At 69.3% G+C, this 16,452-nt stretch carries 15 protein-coding genes and 1 pseudogene; 5 read left to right on the forward strand and 11 right to left on the reverse strand.

Translation table 11 applies throughout. The features are described 5' to 3' along the window. Position 1 precedes the first annotated feature (1 nt). The gene (locus ACI48I_RS07230; protein WP_498573746.1) at positions 2-1,150 is read left to right on the forward strand and encodes a hypothetical protein; all 1,149 of its coding nucleotides are present in this window, start codon (positions 2-4) and stop codon (positions 1,148-1,150) included. A gap of 180 nt (positions 1,151-1,330) precedes the next feature. Beyond that, positions 1,331-1,426 (forward strand): annotated as a pseudogene (locus ACI48I_RS07235) (3-deoxy-8-phosphooctulonate synthase); the annotation flags it as partial. A 10-nt stretch (positions 1,427-1,436) separates the two neighbouring features. Here the strand turns inward: ACI48I_RS07235 and ACI48I_RS07240 are convergent. Together ACI48I_RS07240 and hpnN are read right to left on the reverse strand one after the other, a co-directional pair. Then, positions 1,437-2,207: an MlaA family lipoprotein gene (locus ACI48I_RS07240; RefSeq protein WP_498573747.1), complete on the reverse strand. Its 771-nt coding sequence runs from the start codon at positions 2,205-2,207 to the stop codon at positions 1,437-1,439. A 38-nt stretch (positions 2,208-2,245) separates the two neighbouring features. Then, positions 2,246-4,912, reverse strand: coding sequence for a hopanoid transporter HpnN (gene hpnN, locus ACI48I_RS07245; protein WP_498573973.1), 2,667 nt, complete (start codon positions 4,910-4,912; stop codon positions 2,246-2,248). Between the two features lie 137 nt (positions 4,913-5,049). Here hpnN and ACI48I_RS07250 point away from each other — a divergent pair, with 137 nt between their 5' ends. Continuing rightward, entirely contained in the window at positions 5,050-5,700 is a 651-nt protein-coding gene (locus ACI48I_RS07250) for an MlaC/ttg2D family ABC transporter substrate-binding protein (protein ID WP_498573748.1), read from the forward strand. 2 nt (positions 5,701-5,702) lie between these two features. Here ACI48I_RS07250 and ACI48I_RS07255 read toward each other — a convergent pair whose 3' ends face one another. Genes ACI48I_RS07255 through ACI48I_RS07285 form a run of 7 tightly spaced genes read right to left on the reverse strand, consistent with a single transcriptional unit; the run spans position 5,703 to position 12,749 of the window. Next, positions 5,703-6,692: a lysylphosphatidylglycerol synthase domain-containing protein gene (locus ACI48I_RS07255; RefSeq protein WP_498573749.1), complete on the reverse strand. Its 990-nt coding sequence runs from the start codon at positions 6,690-6,692 to the stop codon at positions 5,703-5,705. Further along, positions 6,689-7,519, reverse strand: a complete 831-nt coding sequence (hpnK, locus tag ACI48I_RS07260; protein ID WP_498573750.1) for a hopanoid biosynthesis-associated protein HpnK — start codon at positions 7,517-7,519, stop codon at positions 6,689-6,691. The genes ACI48I_RS07255 and hpnK overlap by 4 nt, the downstream gene beginning before the upstream one ends. 10 nt (positions 7,520-7,529) lie before the next feature. Then, on the reverse strand, positions 7,530-8,963 hold the full coding sequence (hpnJ, locus tag ACI48I_RS07265; protein ID WP_498573751.1) for a hopanoid biosynthesis associated radical SAM protein HpnJ: 1,434 nt from the start codon (positions 8,961-8,963) through the stop codon (positions 7,530-7,532). Positions 8,964-8,978: 15 nt separating this feature from the next. After that, a complete protein-coding gene (gene hpnI / locus ACI48I_RS07270) occupies positions 8,979-10,124 on the reverse strand; it encodes a bacteriohopanetetrol glucosamine biosynthesis glycosyltransferase HpnI (protein ID WP_498573752.1) in 1,146 nt (381 codons plus the stop codon). Positions 10,125-10,139: 15 nt separating this feature from the next. Beyond that, complete coding sequence (gene hpnH / locus ACI48I_RS07275) at positions 10,140-11,285, reverse strand: adenosyl-hopene transferase HpnH (protein ID WP_498573753.1); 1,146 nt, start codon at positions 11,283-11,285, stop codon at positions 10,140-10,142. Positions 11,286-11,296: 11 nt separating this feature from the next. Next, on the reverse strand, positions 11,297-12,229 hold the full coding sequence (gene ispH, locus ACI48I_RS07280; RefSeq protein ID WP_498573754.1) for a 4-hydroxy-3-methylbut-2-enyl diphosphate reductase: 933 nt from the start codon (positions 12,227-12,229) through the stop codon (positions 11,297-11,299). A gap of 13 nt (positions 12,230-12,242) precedes the next feature. Next, entirely contained in the window at positions 12,243-12,749 is a 507-nt protein-coding gene (locus ACI48I_RS07285) for a helix-turn-helix domain-containing protein (RefSeq protein WP_498573755.1), read from the reverse strand. 258 nt (positions 12,750-13,007) lie between these two features. Between ACI48I_RS07285 and hpnA the strand changes: the two genes are divergently transcribed. Then, positions 13,008-14,009: a hopanoid-associated sugar epimerase gene (hpnA, locus tag ACI48I_RS07290; protein WP_498573756.1), complete on the forward strand. Its 1,002-nt coding sequence runs from the start codon at positions 13,008-13,010 to the stop codon at positions 14,007-14,009. A 45-nt stretch (positions 14,010-14,054) separates the two neighbouring features. On the opposite strand, the gene ACI48I_RS07295 is transcribed toward hpnA, so the two are convergent. Further along, a complete protein-coding gene (locus tag ACI48I_RS07295; RefSeq protein ID WP_498573757.1) occupies positions 14,055-15,044 on the reverse strand; it encodes a ferritin-like domain-containing protein in 990 nt (329 codons plus the stop codon). Between the two features lie 237 nt (positions 15,045-15,281). Between ACI48I_RS07295 and ACI48I_RS07300 the strand changes: the two genes are divergently transcribed. Then, on the forward strand, positions 15,282-15,503 hold the full coding sequence (locus ACI48I_RS07300) for a hypothetical protein (RefSeq protein WP_498573758.1): 222 nt from the start codon (positions 15,282-15,284) through the stop codon (positions 15,501-15,503). 253 nt (positions 15,504-15,756) lie between these two features. Here the strand turns inward: ACI48I_RS07300 and ACI48I_RS07305 are convergent, their stop codons facing one another. Next, a complete protein-coding gene (locus tag ACI48I_RS07305) occupies positions 15,757-16,443 on the reverse strand; it encodes an RNA polymerase sigma factor (RefSeq protein ID WP_498573759.1) in 687 nt (228 codons plus the stop codon). Positions 16,444-16,452: the final 9 nt, after the last annotated feature.

The raw sequence follows: 16,452 nt of genomic DNA on the forward strand, positions 1-16,452 counted from the left end.
TGTGAAAATCCTTCTACTTTTTTTGTTTGCACTGGCGGCACCAGCGTTTGCCGCCGAACCCAGCCCACTCACGGCCACCGTAAAGCTGACTCACACTGCCAGGGACAACTGGCGCGCCGATTTCGAATTCTCCGAACCGGTCGAAAAGCTGGAGCTTAGCTATACGGGCACGTCTTACCGCCAGCAAGCCTGGCATATCCGTACGCCCGGCGTGGCGCTACAGCGCCACGGCGATGATGAGCTCCTGGTTGCATCCGAGCCAGTGCGAAGGGTCAGTGTCGATGTAGACCTGTTCCTCCCTTATGGTGAAAAGAGCTATACGCCGATGGACCGCTACAGCGATGGCGGTACTGATGTCTTCCTGGGATTTTTCGATGGCCGCGCCATCGTTGCAGGCAAGCCACGCGCTCTATTGATTCGCTTCTCGCTCCAGCCTCTGCCCGGTGAGCACGCTGTGGCCCCGCCGGACGATCCACAATTGCCCGATATGTATGCCTACTTCGGCCCAAGTCAACCAATTCAGGGCGGTGCGTCGAAGCTCATTCTCGATCCCGCCACGCCTGCGTGGGCACAGGAAGTCCTGCGCACCACGACAGACCGCGTTAGTGCCTTCTACACGCAGTCGCTGGGTCGCCCCTTGCTATTTTCGCCGCTCGTCATGGTCGCGATGGGCGACCTGACCCGTCCGGGTTACTCGGTGAAGGGCGGAGCGATCGGCTATCAAGTAGTGTATCGGATGGAAGGCGCGCAGATCACCCTGGACACACCGGACGGACGCGCACGCCTGGCGCACGTGGTAGCGCATGAACTCGCGCATATCTGGCAGAACAGCGTAAAGCAGGGTGGTATTGGCGAGGGCCCGGCCTGGGTGCACGAAGGTGGTGCTGAAGCGCTGGCCACGGCCGCGCTGCGCGACAGCGGCATTGTTAGCGCGGAACAATCGTCCGCCATGGTTCGCCAACTGGTTGACGAGTGTATCGCCCTGAAAGAATCCACAGACGGCTACCGGGGCACGTACGCTTGCGGCTTCAAGCGCCACGTCGATAGCGGCATCGCGCCCGTGGTCCTGTGGAAGCGCATGATGAACTTGTCCGAGCGGTCCGGTCAAAGCTATTCGCCCACCATGTTCGAGCAGGCTGCTCGACAGTAGTCGGCGAACGGCTTCAGACCTTGCTCGGGAGCCTCATGAATCACTGAGGCCTGGTTTTGAATTTTCGCAACTGCCTGCGGAGCATGGGCGAAACGCCTCGGTACGCCGTAGAGAATCCGGCGTGCGGCACGAGGCGCTCTCATCATGACGCGTGTTGGACGTGGAATTTGTCTGATCGGCAAACTGGGCATTCCCGACGTCTTCAAGGCCAGCTTCGACAAGGCAAACCGCTCGTCGATCCACTGTAGACGCAGCCCGGGCCTGGTTGTCGGCATGCCGGGCTTTCCTATTCCCTGCGCGCACCCTGGCCCGACTCGGTGCCGGGGCGGGCGTCAGCCGCGCCGCCGGCGTCGTAGTCCGGCAGCGCCTGCGGCCGGTCCTCGTCCAGCTTGGACTGGCGCCGCGCCAGCCAGGCGTCGCGCACGAACAGGTATTTGTCGAGCGCCGCCTGTTCCAGCAGGTCGGTCGCGTTCAGGTAACGCGCGCGGGTGCTGACGAAGTTCAGCCCCCACAGCACGTTGCGTGCTCGTGGCTCCGCATAAGTCGTCGGACTGGCGTACTGGTCCACGCCGAAACCGGCGGCGTCGCGGAAGGTGCTCGGCCCGAACAGCGGCAGCACCAGGTAGGGCCCGCTGGCCACGCCGTAGTGGCCCAGCGTCAGTCCGAAGTCCTGCTCGTGCGCCGCGATCCCGGCCGGGGTGGCGATATCGAGCACGCCGAGCACGCCGAAGGTGCTGTTCAGGGCAAGGCGCATCAGGTCGGACATGCCGTCGGCAAAACGCAGCTGGGCGAAGTTGTTGAGCATGACGGGCACGGTGCCGAGGTTGGCGAAGAAATTCGCGACCCCGGTCCGGATCGGCCGCGGCACGACGCGGTTGTAACCGCGCGCCACCGGCTGGGCGATGTGCCGGTCGATGACGTCGTTGAAGCGAAAGGTGGCACGGTTGAGCGGTTCGAGCGGATCGGCCCGGTTGCGCTCGGGGCCGGTGGCGCAGCCTGCCGTCGCGGCCAGCGCGCAGGCGGCCAGGAGGAGGCGTCGGGTGTGCTGTGCGTGCATGCCGGTTCCAGTCATGGTCGTGGTGGTTCGGAAGGAATTCAGGAGGAGGAGTGTTCCAGCCCGGCGCCGGCTTTCCGTGCGCGCGCACGCGGCGTGCCGAGCAGGATGGGCTGGAAGAAGACGGCGCCGACCAGGGTGCAGGCCAGCGACAGCACCAGCAGCGCACCCATGCTGGCGGTGCCCGGATGGTGCGACAGCCACAGGCTGCCGAAGGCGGTGCCGGTGGTGGCCGCGCTCAGGATGATGGCCTCGGTCAGCCCCTGTTCCAGCAGGGCCGCCTGGCCCGCGCGCCAGGCCATCACGTAATAGATTTTAAAAGCGACGCCGACGCCCAGCAGCAGCGGCAGGGCGATGATGTTGGCGAAATTGAGCGGCATGTCGAGCAGGACCGTCGCTTCGAGCGTGACCAGGCCCGACACCAGCAGCGGCACCATGGTCAGCAGCACGTCGCCGAAGCGCCGGAACGCCAGCCACAGCAGCAGCGTGATCGTCGCCACCGCCAGCAGCGCGGCCTGGACGAAGGCGTCGACGATCAGGTCGGCCGCGCCCATCACCGCGATCGGTCCGCCGCTGGCCTCCGGCGCGACCCGCTGCACGGCCAGTGCGAAGCGGCGCAGCAGCGCGTCGTCGCGCACCGCGGCCGTCCCGCCGGCGGCCTGCCGGGCGTCTTGCGGACGGCGCGGGCTGGCGTCGACCAGCGCGCGGCCGTCGGCGGCGATCCAGTTGCGCCGCAATTCCTCCGGGACCGATGCCAGCGTCACCGGTCCGGCCCCCAGCGCCTGGCGCAGGGCGTCGAGCGCAAGCCCCAGCGGCAGCGCCAGCGCCAGTTCGGCGCGGTCGCGGCCGGCCGCATCGCCGCGTGCCAGCGCCGCCAGCGCGCGGCCAAGGCGCTGGGCCGCCGGCGCGCCGGCGCCGGGATGGTCGAGCGCGGCATTGCGCAGCGCCAGCGCGGCCGCGCGCAGGGCGCCAACGCGCGCCGCGTCCGGCGCCGGCGGGAGGGGCGTTCCTTCCAGGGCCGGCGCCAGGGCAGTGGCGGCGGCGCCGATCAGCGGCAGCTTGGCCGCCTGCTGCTCCGGCACCAGGCTGGCGGCGGTGACGACCCGCCCGACTTCCGGCAGGCGTTCGAGGCGAGCCGCCACCAGCCGCGCCTGCGCCAGCGTCGGGGTGAGCACCTGGACATTGTCGAGGCCGATATCGGTGCTGCGCGACAGCGCCTGCAGGGCCACCATCGATTCGCTTTGCGGGCTTTTCAGGTGCAGCGGATTGAAGTCGAACTCCAGGTGCCGCAGCAGCGGCAGGCCCGCAATCACCAGGGCCAGGGTGGCCACCAGCAGCGGCTTGCGGTGGGCCTGCAGCGCGCGGTCGACCGGGGCCAGCCAGGGGTAGCCGGGGGCGCTGGCGGCGGGGCCTGGTGCGAGCACCTGGATCAATGCCGGCAACACGGTGAGGCAGGACGGCAGGGCGACGCACAGGATGCCGACGCCGGCGATCTGGCCCAGTTCGGCCACGCCGCGGTAGGCGGTGGGCAGGAAGGACAGGAAGCCGAAGGCGGTGGCGATGGCGGCCAGGGTCAGCGGCAGGGAGATCGCGTGCGAGGTCTCGCGCAGGGCTTCTGCCGTGACGCCCTGGTGCCGGTGCAGCTCGCGAAAGCGCATGCCGAACTGGATGCCGAAGTCGATGCCGATGCCGACGAACAGGATCGCAAACGCGATCGAGATCAGGTTCAGGGCGCCCACCATCATCAGCCCCAGCGCCGAGGTCAGCACCAGGCCGCCGGCCATGGTCAGGCAGACCGCCAGCACCAGCTTGCCCGAGCGCAGTGCCCGCCACAGCAGCGCCAGCACCAGCAGCAGCGAGAGCAGGCCTTCGAGCAGCGTGCCTTCCTGCAGCGACGCGAATTCGTCGTCGGACAGCGGAACCGGCCCGGTCAGCATGATGCCGGCGTGGTAGCGCTCGGCCAGGCGCAGCTCGCGCGCCGCGGCGCGGATCGCCTCGGCGGCGGCGGCGCCGGGCATCAGGCCGCTGAAGTCGAGGACCGGCCTGACCTCGACCAGGCTGGACGCCGGGGCAGCCCTGGCGCCGCCATCGGCACCGGCCAGGTCCTGCCAGGACAGCGCCGCCGGCCGCCCGGCCAGCACCGCCTCGACCACGCCGGCGCTGCGCGCCAGCAGCGGCGCCATGCCGGCCAGCTCGACCTGGCCGGTCTGCAGCGGCGTGCCGAGCGTCACCGACAGCAGGTTGGCCAGCCCGCGCAGCGAGGGATCGTGGGCCAGGGCCTTGAGTAGCGGCCTGGCGTCGCGCAGCTGCCCGGTGAGATCGGCCAGCTCGGGCACGGACAGGTAGAGCAGCCCATTGCGCTGGAAAAATGGGTTGGCCTCGCCGAGGTTGACCGAGTGGAAGCGCTGCGGCTGCCCGCGCAGGCGTGCGGCCAGTTCGCGCGCAGCCTGCGCGGCCAGCTCGGGCGCCGGCGCGCGCACGACGATCAGCGTGGTGTCGCTGCGCTCGCGGAAGGCGGCCGTCACGGCGGCGTCGCGTTGCGCCCAGGGCGCGCCGGGATCCATCAGGCGGCCGACGTCGGTGGTGATGGCGAAGTGGCTGGCGGCATACAGCCCGGCCGCAAACACCAGCAGCGCGTACGCACCGATGACCGCCCAGGCATGGCGTACCGAGAGGTGGACGATCCGGGCGATCAGCTTGGTGAGCATACGCATGAGATGATGGGCCCGCACGCCCACACGAATTGGGCCGGCGCGGATACGCCATAGTACCAAGTACCATCCAGGCCGGCTTCGGCGTATGCTGGCGATGTCGTATTAAGGCCGCACGCAAGCAGGGAGACTCCATGAAAGCGTCGATCATTCTTTCGCTGGCCATGCTGGCGCCGGCCTTCCCGGCCCATGCCGAGCAGGCGGGGAAGCAAGCCCGCGTTCAGCCCGACCAGCAGGCCGGGGCCGGATCGCCCGACCATGCTGTAAAAACCACCATCGAGCGCGTGATGTCGGCCATCCACAACGACCCCGGCGGCCGCGCCGGCGACCCGGAGCGCATCTACCAGCTGGTCCAGCAACATTTTCTGCCGGCCACGGATTTCGCCCTGACCACCCAGTATGCGGTCGGTCCGGCCTGGGCCAAGGCCACGCCGGCCCAGCGCGAGGCGCTGGTCGGGCAGTTCCAGACCTTGCTGGCGCGCACCTTCGCCCTCCAGCTGACCCAGATCCGCGAGCAGGACACGCGCTTCACCTACGCGCCGGCGGCGCCGCTCGCGGAGGGCGCCGCCGACGCCGTGGTCAGGACCAGCGTGCTGACCGAGGGCGAGCGCATGCCGATCGACTACCGCCTGCGCAAGACCGGGGCCGGCTGGAAGATCTACGACATCAACATGATGGGCGCCTGGATGATCCAGGTCTACCGGCGCCAGTTCGCGGCCCAGCTCGCTTCCGGCGGGATCGATGGTCTGATCAAGTACCTGGCTGCCCATAACGCGGCCGTGTGAGCTTAGCGCGGCCGCACGCGCGGCGCCGGCTGCCTCCGGCGCAGGCGCCTGGCTTCGAACCAGTGCCAGGACAGCAGGGCCGGCAGGCCGAGCACGATCTCGCGCATGCGCTTGACCAGGGCCAGCGCCAGCGCGGTTTCGCCGCCGACACCGGCCAGGTAGCCGAACAGCAGCACGGCGGCCTCCTGTACCCCGAGGCCGGCCGGCACCACGAAGCTCGCGTGGCGCACGGCCTGGGTCAGCGCCTCGATTGCGATTGCGGTCGCGAGGTCGACCGGATGGCCGAGCAGGCGCAGCGCAGTCCAGGTCTCGAGGCTGCCGAGCAGGTAAGAGAGCAGCTGCCAGCCCAATGCCCGCAGCAGCGCGCCATGGCGGCCGAACAGGCGCGCCACCGCAGCGTCGAGCGCGGCGCCGTCGAGACCTGCCAGCGTGCCGCGCGCACCGAGCAGGCGCAGGCTCCAGCGCTCGAGGCGCTGGAAGGGCGCGCCATGGCGCAGCAGCCACCAGGCCAGCAGCGGCAGCGGCAGCGACAGCGCCAGGCTGGCCGCGATCACGCCCACCTGGGGCATGCCGGCGGCGATGTGCGCCATCAGCACCACGCCCAGGCCACAGAACAGGTAGAGCACGACCATCGTGAGCAGCACCTCAACGATCACGCTGGCGGTGATGGCGGCGGTATCGGGCAGCCGCGTGCGCACCAGGCGCACGCCGACCACCTCGCCGCCGACGCCGGCCGCCGGCAGCAGGCGGTTGACGGCTTCGCGCACGGTTGCCACCCAGAGCAGGAAGGAGAACCCCGGCGCCGGTCCGAGCAAAACCTGCCAGGCGCGCACATCGAGCGCCAGCGTGAAGAGGCGCAGCGGCACCAGCCACAGCAGCGCCCAGCCGGCTTGCCCGACGGCCCCCAGCACGTCGTGCCACCCCTGCCAGGCGACCAGTACGCTCAGCAGGAGCAGGCCGGCCAGGGCGCCGCCGATGGCCAGGCGGCTCATGCGGGCAGCAGGTCGGTGAAGCCGCCGAAGCGAAAGCCGCTTGCGCGCAGGGAGGCGCGCACCTCGGCCACGCGCGGCGAGACCAGGGCGGCGAATTCGTCGGCGTGGCGGTAGCCTGCCATCGAGGCGGCGATCGCCGTGCCCGACTCCAGCGCCGGGTGCAGGTAGAGTTCGCCGATCCCGGCCGGCGGCAGCCGCTCGAGGGCCGCCAGCAGCGCGTCCTCGTCGAAGCGGCCCGAGAGGCGCAGGCCGATCAGGTAGTCGTTGTGCGCGATGCCTGCTGCGCGCAGGCGGGCGCGCAGCAGGAGCAGCCAGGGTTGCAGCCCGGCCGGCAGGCCAGCTTCGTCAGGCAGGCGCACCGCCCGCAGCCCGAATTCGCGGCCGATGCCGAGGATCAGCGAGAGCACGGTCGGGTGCAGGTGGAAGTGTTTATGCGCGTTGACGTGGTCGAGCACCAGGCCGGTCGCGGCGAAGGCCTCGAACTGGGCGCGGATCTCGGCGGCCAGCTGGCGCCGCACGCGCGGCAGGAAGAAGAAGCGGAACCCGTCACGGACCATGCGCGCGCCGAAGCGGCCGTTCGCGTCCACCAGGTCGGGGATCAGGCGCGGCGGAAGCACGGCGGCGCCGTCGGCCAGCACCAGGTGCAGGCCGACCCGCAGGCCGGGACAGGCGCGCGCGGCCGCCACCGCATCGGGCGCGGCGGCCGCCCCGACCATCAGGCTGGCGGCGCACAGCACCCCCTCGCGATGGGCGCGCAGCACGGCGCGGTTGACGCTCTCGTGCAGGCCGAAATCGTCGGCGGTGATGATCAGGCCGGGGCAGTGCATTCTGCTCCTCTCACGCCTGCTCCGCGCCGTGCTCGCGCAGGAAGCGGAAGAATTCCACCCCTTCGCGCAGGCGCCGGCGCGTCATCTCCCAGCTGCGCAGCATTTCGCGCACGATTTCCCAGATCTTCGCCGGCCGAAAATAAAAGCTGCGGTAGAACTGCTCGAGGCTGTGGTACATCTCCTGGCTCGACAGGTGCGGGTAATTCAACGCGGCCAGCTGGACCCCGCTTTCGTTGACCAGGTGGATGGTCTTGTTCGGCGGGATCCACTCGTTTTCCAGCGCCTGCTCGTACAGCTTCGTGCCCGGATAGGGGGCGGCGAGCGAGACCTGGATCGTATGCGGGTTGATTTCCTTGGCAAATTCGATCGACTTGGCGATCGTCTCGCGCGTCTCTCCCGGCAGGCCGAGGATGAAGGTGCCGTGCACGGTGATGCCGAGTGCCCGGCAGTCGGCGGCAAAGCGGCGCGCGATGTCGGTGCGCAGGCCCTTCTTGATGTTCAGCAGGATCTGGTCGTCGCCCGATTCGTAGCCGACCAGCAGCAGGCGCAGGCCGTTTTCCTTCATGATCTTTAGCGTCGAATACGGCACGTTGGCCTTGGCGTTGCAGGACCAGGTCACGCCGAGCGCGCCGAGACCGCGCGCGATCTCCTCGGCGCGCGGCCGGAAATCGGTGAAGGTGTCGTCGTCGAACATGATCTCCTTCACCTCGGGCATGTTTTCCCTGATCCAGCGGACCTCCGCCAGCACGCTCTCCGGCGAGCGGATCCGGTAGCGGTGTCCGCCCACGGTCTGCGGCCACAGGCAGAAGGTGCAGCGCGAGCGGCAGCCGCGCCCGGTGTACAGGGAAACATAGGGGTAGTTCAGGTAGCCGATGAAGTAGTTGCGCAGGTTCAGGTCGCGCTTGTAGATGGGCGCCACGAAGGGCAGCGCGTCCATGTCCTCGATCATCGGGCGCGGGGCATTGTGGTGGATGCCGCCCTCGGCGTCGCGCCAGCTGACCCCGGCGATGCCGGCCAGCGGCTGGCCCTCGGCAACGTCGCGGCAGGTGTAATCGAATTCCTCGCGCGCGACGAAGTCGATGGCGCTGCTGGCCTGCAGCGAGGCGCCAGGGTCGACCGCGACCTTGGCGCCGACCATGCCGACCATGATGTCCGCCGAGTGTTCCTTGATCAGTTCCGCGAAGCGGGCATCGGCCGGGAAGGAGGGTGTGCTGGTATGCATGATGACCAGCTCGTACTCCTGCGCGATGGCCAGCGCCTGCGCCACCGACAGGCCGTCGGCCGGGGCGTCGAGCAGGCGGCTGCCGGGCACCAGGGCCGCGGGCTGGGCCAGCCAGGTCGGGTACCAGAACGAACGGATCTCGCGCTTCGCCTGGTAGCGTGAGCCGGCGCCACCGTCGAAGCCGTCGAAGGAGGGCGCTTGCAGGAACAGGGTTTTCATCATGGGAGGCTCCCGGGTTCAGGTTTTTTCGAGCGCGGCCGGCACGGCGCCCGTCGCGCGCCGCCCGTCCACGCGCAGCAGGTGCCCGCGCCAGCGGGTGGTGCTGCCGGCGAAGGCGCTCAGCCACTCGATCAGCAGCAGGCAGTCGCGCAGGGGGGCCAACCCCAGCGCGAGCGGCAGCGCGGCAAGATGCGGCTGGGCGCGCCAGTGCAGCAGCAGGCGCGCACCCAGGCCGGGCAGCGCCACCGCCCAGTTCCACGGCGCCGGCGCCAGCCACAGGCCAAGCACCAGCATCGGCAATGTGAAGGTGACGAAACAGAAGGCGTAGCCGGGCGGATTGAGAGAGCGGATGGTCTGCATCCAGCGCCGCTCGCGCGCCCAGAGCGCGGCCAGGCTGCGCTCCGTGACGTCGGTCGTGACCTCGACCTCGGACAGGACCGTTGCGAGGCCCTGGCGCCGGGTCAGTTCGCCGAGCCAGAAATCGTCGGCCAGCCGGTCCTTGATCGCCTCGAAACCGCCGATCCTGTCCAGCGTCCCGGCGCGCAGCGCGATGGTGGCGCCGAAACCGAAGGCGCTGCTGCCGCCGCGGCTGGCGACGCGAACCGAGGGCGCGAACCAGCTGTCGATGAAGAGGACCCCCAGCCGGCTCCAGAACCCGCCGGCCGCGACCCCGCGGTAGAGGCAGGTGACGATGCCGGTGCCGGGCTCGGCCAGCGGCGCGCTCACGCGCTCGAGGTAGTCGGGGCCGACGCCGATGTCGCTGTCGGCCAGCACCAGCCACGGGTGGCGCGCCGCCGCCCGCATGTTGATCAGGTTGCTCACCTTGAGGTTGCTGCCGTTCACGCGCGGGTCGGTCACCAGGCACATGTCGAGCCGGGGAAAGCGCCGCCCCAGGCCGGCGACGATCGCGGCGGCCGGATCGCCGGGGTCGCGCACGCCGAACACGAGCTGGTATTGGGGATGGGTCTGCCGGCACAGGGTAATCAGGTTGCGTTCCAGGTTGGGTTCGGCGCCGCACAGGGGCTTGAGCACGCTCACCGGAACCGGGGCCACGCCACCCCTGGGGGGCCGCCAGGTGCGCGGACTGCACAGCAGCGCGGCCAGCGCGTACAGCGTGGCCAGCGCGGTCAGCAGCGCTCCAGCGACGGTGAGGGCAGAGGCCATTTACCTGTCTCCGTCTCAGCCGGAATCGGCAGCCTTGCGCGGCGCGCGGCGCCCGCGGATCTCTTCGAGCTTGATGGCAACGTGGCGCGCGTGCACGAACTGCGCCGGGCGCTGGCTGTCGAGTGCCAGGTCCGGCGCCATCGGCCCGCCCGTGCGCACGCCCGCCAGCGCGACCCTGGCTGCCGCCAGCGGGTGCGCGATGGTGTCGAGCACGGCACTCGCCTCGTAGCCGCTGTGCACCATGCAATCGGCGCATTTTTCGTACCGCCCGGTGCCGTAGGCATCCCAGTCGGTCTCGTCCATCAGTTCCCTGAAACTGGCGGCATAGCCTTCGCCCAGCAGGTAGCAGGGGCGCTGCCAGCCGAACACGGTGCGCGCCGGGTTGCCCCAGGGCGTGCAATGGTAGGTCTGGTTACCCGCCAAAAAGTCCAGGAACAGGCTGGACTGGCTGAAGGCCCATTTGCGGCCGCCGTCGCCGCGCGCAAAAATGTCGCGAAACAGTTGCTTGGTTTTCGAGCGGGTGAGGAAGTGGTCCTGCTCCGGGGCGCGTTCGTAGGCATAGCCGGGCGAGACCGTGATGCCGTCGACGCCGAGTTCCTCGACCGAGTCAAAAAAGGCGGCCACGCGCTCGGGTTCGGCGTCATTGAACAGCGTGCAATTGATGTTGACGCGAAAGCCGGCTGCCTTGGCGCGCCCGATTGCCGCCACCGCCCGTTCGTACACGCCCGGCTGGCAGACCGAGCGGTCGTGCATCTGCCGGTCGCCGTCGAGGTGCACCGACCACACCAGGAACGGACTGGGGCGGTACTGGTCCAGCTTTTTCTCCATCATCAGCGCGTTGGTGCACAGGTAGACGAAGCGGCGGCGCGCGACGATGCCGGCCACGATCTCCGGCATCTCCTTGTGCAGCAGCGGCTCGCCGCCGGCAATCGAGACGACCGGGGCGCCGCACTCGTCGACCGCGCCCAGGCACTCCTCGCGCGACAGGCGCAGGTTCAGGATCTCGTCGGGATAATCGATCTTGCCGCAACCCGCGCAGGCAAGGTTGCAGCGAAACAGCGGTTCGAGCATCAGGGCGAGCGGATAGCGCTTCTGTCCCGCCAGGTGCTTGCGCAGGACGTAGGCGCCGACGAGGGTCTTTTGCAGCATCGGAATGGCCATGTCCGTTCCCCTCAGGCGGCGTGGCCGGACAGTTCGGCCGGCAGCCGGAACTCCACGTGCTCGACCAGGCCGTCCATCGTCGAGAGCTCGACCGGGGCCAGGCGGCGCAGCGCATCGATGACGCTTTCCACCATCGCCTCGGGCGCGGAGGCGCCGGCCGTGATGCCGACCGTACCGGCCCCGGCCACCCAGGCGGGATCGAGCTCGCTGCCGCCGGCCAGCAGGTAGCTGGGGATGCCGCATTCGGTGCCGATCTCGCGCAGCCGGTTCGAATTCGAGCTGTTGGCGGCGCCGACGATGAGCAGCACGTCGACCTGCCGGCACAGCTCGCGCACGGCGCGCTGGCGGTTCTGGGTGGCGTAGCAGATGTCGCGCACGTTGGGGCCGACGACGTCCGTGAAGCGGCGCTCGAGGGCGGCGATCACGCCGCGCGTGTCGTCCACGCTGAGGGTGGTCTGGGTGACGTAGGCGATCGGGGTGTCGGGCGCCAGGTCGAGCGCCTCGACGTCGCGCTCGTTCTGCACCAGCAGCACGCGGCCGTCGATCTGGCCGGTCGTGCCCTCGACTTCCGGATGGCCGGCGTGGCCGATCAGGATCACGACCCGGCCGCCGGCCGCGTACTGGCGGCCCTGCAGGTGGACCTTGGCGACCAGCGGACAGGTCGCGTCGAGCACGTGCAGGCCGCGGCCGGCGGCCTCGGCCTCGACGCTGCGTGCGACGCCGTGCGCGCTGAAGATGGTGACCGCGCGCGGCGGCACCTGCTCGAGGGCGTCGACGAAGATCGCGCCCTTGTCGCGCAAGCCGTCGACCACGGCCTTGTTGTGGACGATTTCGTGGCGCACGTACACCGGCGCACCGTGGCGTTCGAGCGAGCGCTCGACGATCTCGATGGCGCGGATCACGCCGGCGCAGAAGCCGCGCGGCTGGGCTAGGATGACTCGCATGGACGTTCTGCTTTCAAAAATGTGCTCGAAAGTGAGCATCGTTTTGTTCCTGCCCCGAGCCGTCTGTCCGACCGTGCTCGTGCCTGGCAGGCGTGACTTTCCCGTCTCCCGCCGACCCCATGCCGGCGGCAGTGCCTGGCGTTGCCGCCAAGCTCGCCACGGGTAGCGCAGACTGCGCCGCACAGGCGCCGGTTGCGAGCCGTTTCAAATTGATCGCGTAGCGCGGCAACGTAACGGCGCCATGCTTTGGCAAGGTTGGCGAATGGTTGGGAGTGGCATCGCGGTGGATGGCGCGCAACCATGGCTGACCTTCGGCATTGAGCCAGTCTGGATGTGCATACTTGATAGCGTTGAAATGCTTTTTCAGTGCCATCGCGTTGGGGCGCTGCCCAGCAGCTACCTGGCGCTGCCACTGCGCCAGGGCCCAGTTCCAGACGCGGCGTGCGGTGCCTGCCGCGCGCGCAAAGTAATCACACTGCACAGGTGTCGGGTCGAGTCGGATGCGGTGGGCCAACAGCATGTCAACAACGGGTCGCGGACGACGAAATGCTGGACCCTCCCCGTACTTGGCCAGTTCAACCGACCGTGCTGCTGGTGCGCACCCTGCGTATGGTTGCTCACGTTTTTCCATCGTCTTCGAGACTGGAGTCAAGCTCCCTGTCTGGCGTCCTGGTTGGGGAGTTGTTTTGATTGTGTTCAGCCGAATGTGTTCAACCAAAGCGCGCAGGATTACAATTCCCGCACGTGCGCCACCCTCCCGGCGCGCGGGGAGGCCACCATGGATGGGCAGGAAACGGTCCTGATCACCGGCGCGGCCGGGTTCATCGGTTCGGCCGTCGCGCGCGCGGCAGCGGCGCAGGGCTACCGGGTGCGCCTGCTGGTGCGCGCCAGCAGTCCGCGAGATAACCTCGCCGGGCTCGACGCCGAAGTGTTTGATGCCGACATGCGCGACCAGGCGGCCGTGGAACAGGCCCTGGCCGGCGTGCGCTCGCTGTTGCACGTGGCCGCCGACTACCGGCTCTGGGCACGCGATCCGGAAGAGATCGTGCGCAACAACCTGGCCGGCACGGCCTCGGTGATGCGCGCGGCGCTGGCGGCACGGGTCGAACGCGTCGTGTACACGAGCAGCGTGGCGACCCTGCGCGTCGGCCCGGCGACGGTGGAGTCCCGCGAGGACGAGCCGCTCGCGCCGCAGGAGGCGATCGGCGCCTACAAGCGCAGCAAGATCCTGGCCGAGCGCCTGGTCGAACGCATGGTCCTCGAGGACAATTTGCCGGCCGTCATCGTGAATCCGTCGACCCCGATCGGTCCGCGCGACCTGCGGCCGACCCCGACCGGACGCATCATCGTCGAGGCGGCCAGCGGGCGGATGCCGGCCTATGTCGAGACCGGGCTGAACGTGGTCGACGTGGCCGACGTTGCCGAGGGCCACCTGCTGGCGCTGGCGCAGGGCAGGGTGGGCGAGCGCTACATCCTGGGCGGCGAGAACCTGATGCTGCGCGAGCTGCTGGGCGAGATTGCGCTTCTCGCGGGACGGCGCGTGCCGCGCCTGCGCCTGCCGGTGGCGCCGCTGATCCCGCTGGCGCACGCGGCCGAGGCCATGGCGCGCCTGTCCGGACACGAACCCTTCCTGACGGTGGATGGCCTGCGCATGTCGCGCAACCGGATGTTCTTCAGTTCCGCCAAGGCCGGGCGCGAGCTCGGCTACCGGCCGCGTCCACACGCTGCCGCGCTGCAGGCGGCGCTCGACTGGTTCGGACGCGCCGGCTATCTCGGCTAGCGGCGCTGGGATCGATGGAGGGGGCGCGAACACGGCAGCTCCGATCTAGGAAGGGCGGCGCCCGAGCAGGCGCAGGGCGACGCGCACCAGGCGCGGTACCGTCGTGGGGCGCAGCAGCCGTTCGTCGTAGCCGGCGAAGCGGCGCGCGTTTTCCGCCAGGCAGAGCGCCAGCAGTTCGGGCAGGGCGGGCGGATCAAAGGCAACCGATTGCGCGCCGTTCAGCGTGAAGTTGTTGTCCTGGGCGGCGGCATCCCCCTCGACGGCGCGCGCCAGGCCGATGCGTTCCCACACGAGGAAGGCCCAGACCGCCGCCACCTTCGCTTCGAAACGCAGCCGCCGCCAGCGCGACAGCCCCGCGCGATGCCAGGCGATCCAGTTGGCGAACAGCAGGATGTGGCGGCACTCTTCCTGCATCACGGGCTCGAAGGTGTCGACCAGTTCGTGCGGGAACAGGCCCGAGCGGCGGGCGACCTCGAACAGGCCGAAGGCGAAGAAGCTGTCGATGCACTCGCTGAAGCCGGTGACCAGGTAAGCCCGTTCCGCATCGGCCGGCCAGGCATACGGCGCTTCGGGCGCGAGGCGGATGCCGTAGGCCGCGACCATGCGCGCCAGGACTTCCTTGTGGCGGTTTTCCTCCCAGGCATTGAGGGCCAGCGCGGCGCGCATGTCCGGGTCCGGCACCGTCCCGGCATAGGCCGCCATCCGCAGCCTGGCCTTGCCCTCGGTCTGGACCGCGATGTCCCAGATCGGCAGGGCGACGATGCGCGCCAGCGCCGCCGGCGCCAGCCGTGGCCAGTCGAGCACGGCCGGCCGGTAGGGATTGAAGGTGTCGCGGAACATGCGGCAGGTTTCGCGCCGATGCAGGTCGGAGCCGGGGGCAAAACGGCCCTCGGCCCGGCTGGTCCACTGCCGCATCCCGGCATCGGCCGCGTCCAGCGCCGCGCCATCGGCGGGCAGCGCGCCTGCGGCCACGGGCGCACGAAAGCCGGGCACCAGCTGCGCAATGTCGAACTCATCCTCGAGATACCCGTCCATGCCGGCTCCTGGCGTGGTGCGATCGGATCCGTCGATTATGCATCTTTCATGAAGCTGCGTCGATTGCGCGTGCTGGCCGTGTATCCAGCGCGTTGGGATGTATGATCGTTGCACACCCTGCCAGACGCGAGCCGCTTCGATCGGCCGTTTCCAAGGAGAACCACCATGCGCGTTTTAATGTTGACGGCAGCGAGCGTCGTTTGCTTGCTTGGATGTGCCAGCCCTCAAGAAAAAGCGATGAAGCAACAAGCTGAGATGGACCGCATGATCGCTGAATACGGGCCGGCCTGCACGCAGCTGGGCTACCCGGCGAACTCCGATCCCTGGCGCAATTGTATTGTCCAGTTAGCGGCGAAGAACGGTGCCGGCTACGGCGGCGTCTCGACCTCCATTTTCGGCAGCTGGGGCAGCTGGGGGCGCGGTTCCGGCGTCGGCATCGGCGTTGGGGTGGGACGCTAGGCTGGCGCAGGCCATGGCTGAGCGTGCTTGCGCCGGCACTGTCCATGCCGGCTTGTGTGCGAGGTTCTTTGGTCGGCGCGAAGCCACAGCCTCCGCAGCACATCAAACGACTGAAAAGTAACTAACCAACACCGGCAGTTTGAATACAAGTGCAGCGAGCAAGGCGTCGCGGCCGGCCGCTGCCGACGGAGCTGCCGGGCTCACTCTGCCAGGGGCGCTGGTTTACAGCATGATCCCCGATGTCGGCCGTCCCTTACAGCCGCGCCAGCACCGCTGCCACAATCCGGTCGCAACGCTCCCCATCGAAGGAAAACGCCGTATCGACCGCCCGGTCGAAGTCGCGCGCCAGCGCCTCGCGCAGCAGGCCGCGGGCGCGGAAATACTGGCTGCGCACCGTCGCCTCCGGGATGCCGAGCGCCGCCGACGTTTCCTGGACCGACAGGTCCTCCACCGCGCGCAGCATGAAGACGGTGCGCAGCTGGTCGGGCAGGGCGTCGATGCGCGCTTCGATCAGGCGCCGCGCTTCCGCGCGCAGCGCCGCGGTGTCCGGCGTCTCTGGCGCGCCAGGTTCGTCGCTCATGGCTTCCTCTCCGTCGGTCTCGAACCCGTTCGCTCCCGGCACCAGCGCGATGATGTCGGCCCGCCGCCGCGTCTTGCGCAGCCTTCCCGTCGCCTCGTTGACGACGATGCGGGTGAGCCAGGTGGCCAGGCTGGCGTCGCCGCGGAAGTGTGCCATCTTGCGGTAGGCCAGCAGGTAGGATTCCTGGACGATGTCCTCGGCCTCGGCGTCGTCGCGCACGATGCTGCGCGCGGTCCGGTACAGGGCGCCGTTGTGGCGCCGCATCAGCACCTCGAAGGCGCCCGGATCGCCGGCGGCGACCAGGCCGGCCAGGTCGGGATCGGTCGCCTGCGCCGGATCGGCTTGTCTGCGTTGTTCCATCGAGCGCTC

Source organism: Massilia sp. LXY-5 (assembly GCF_059801075.1).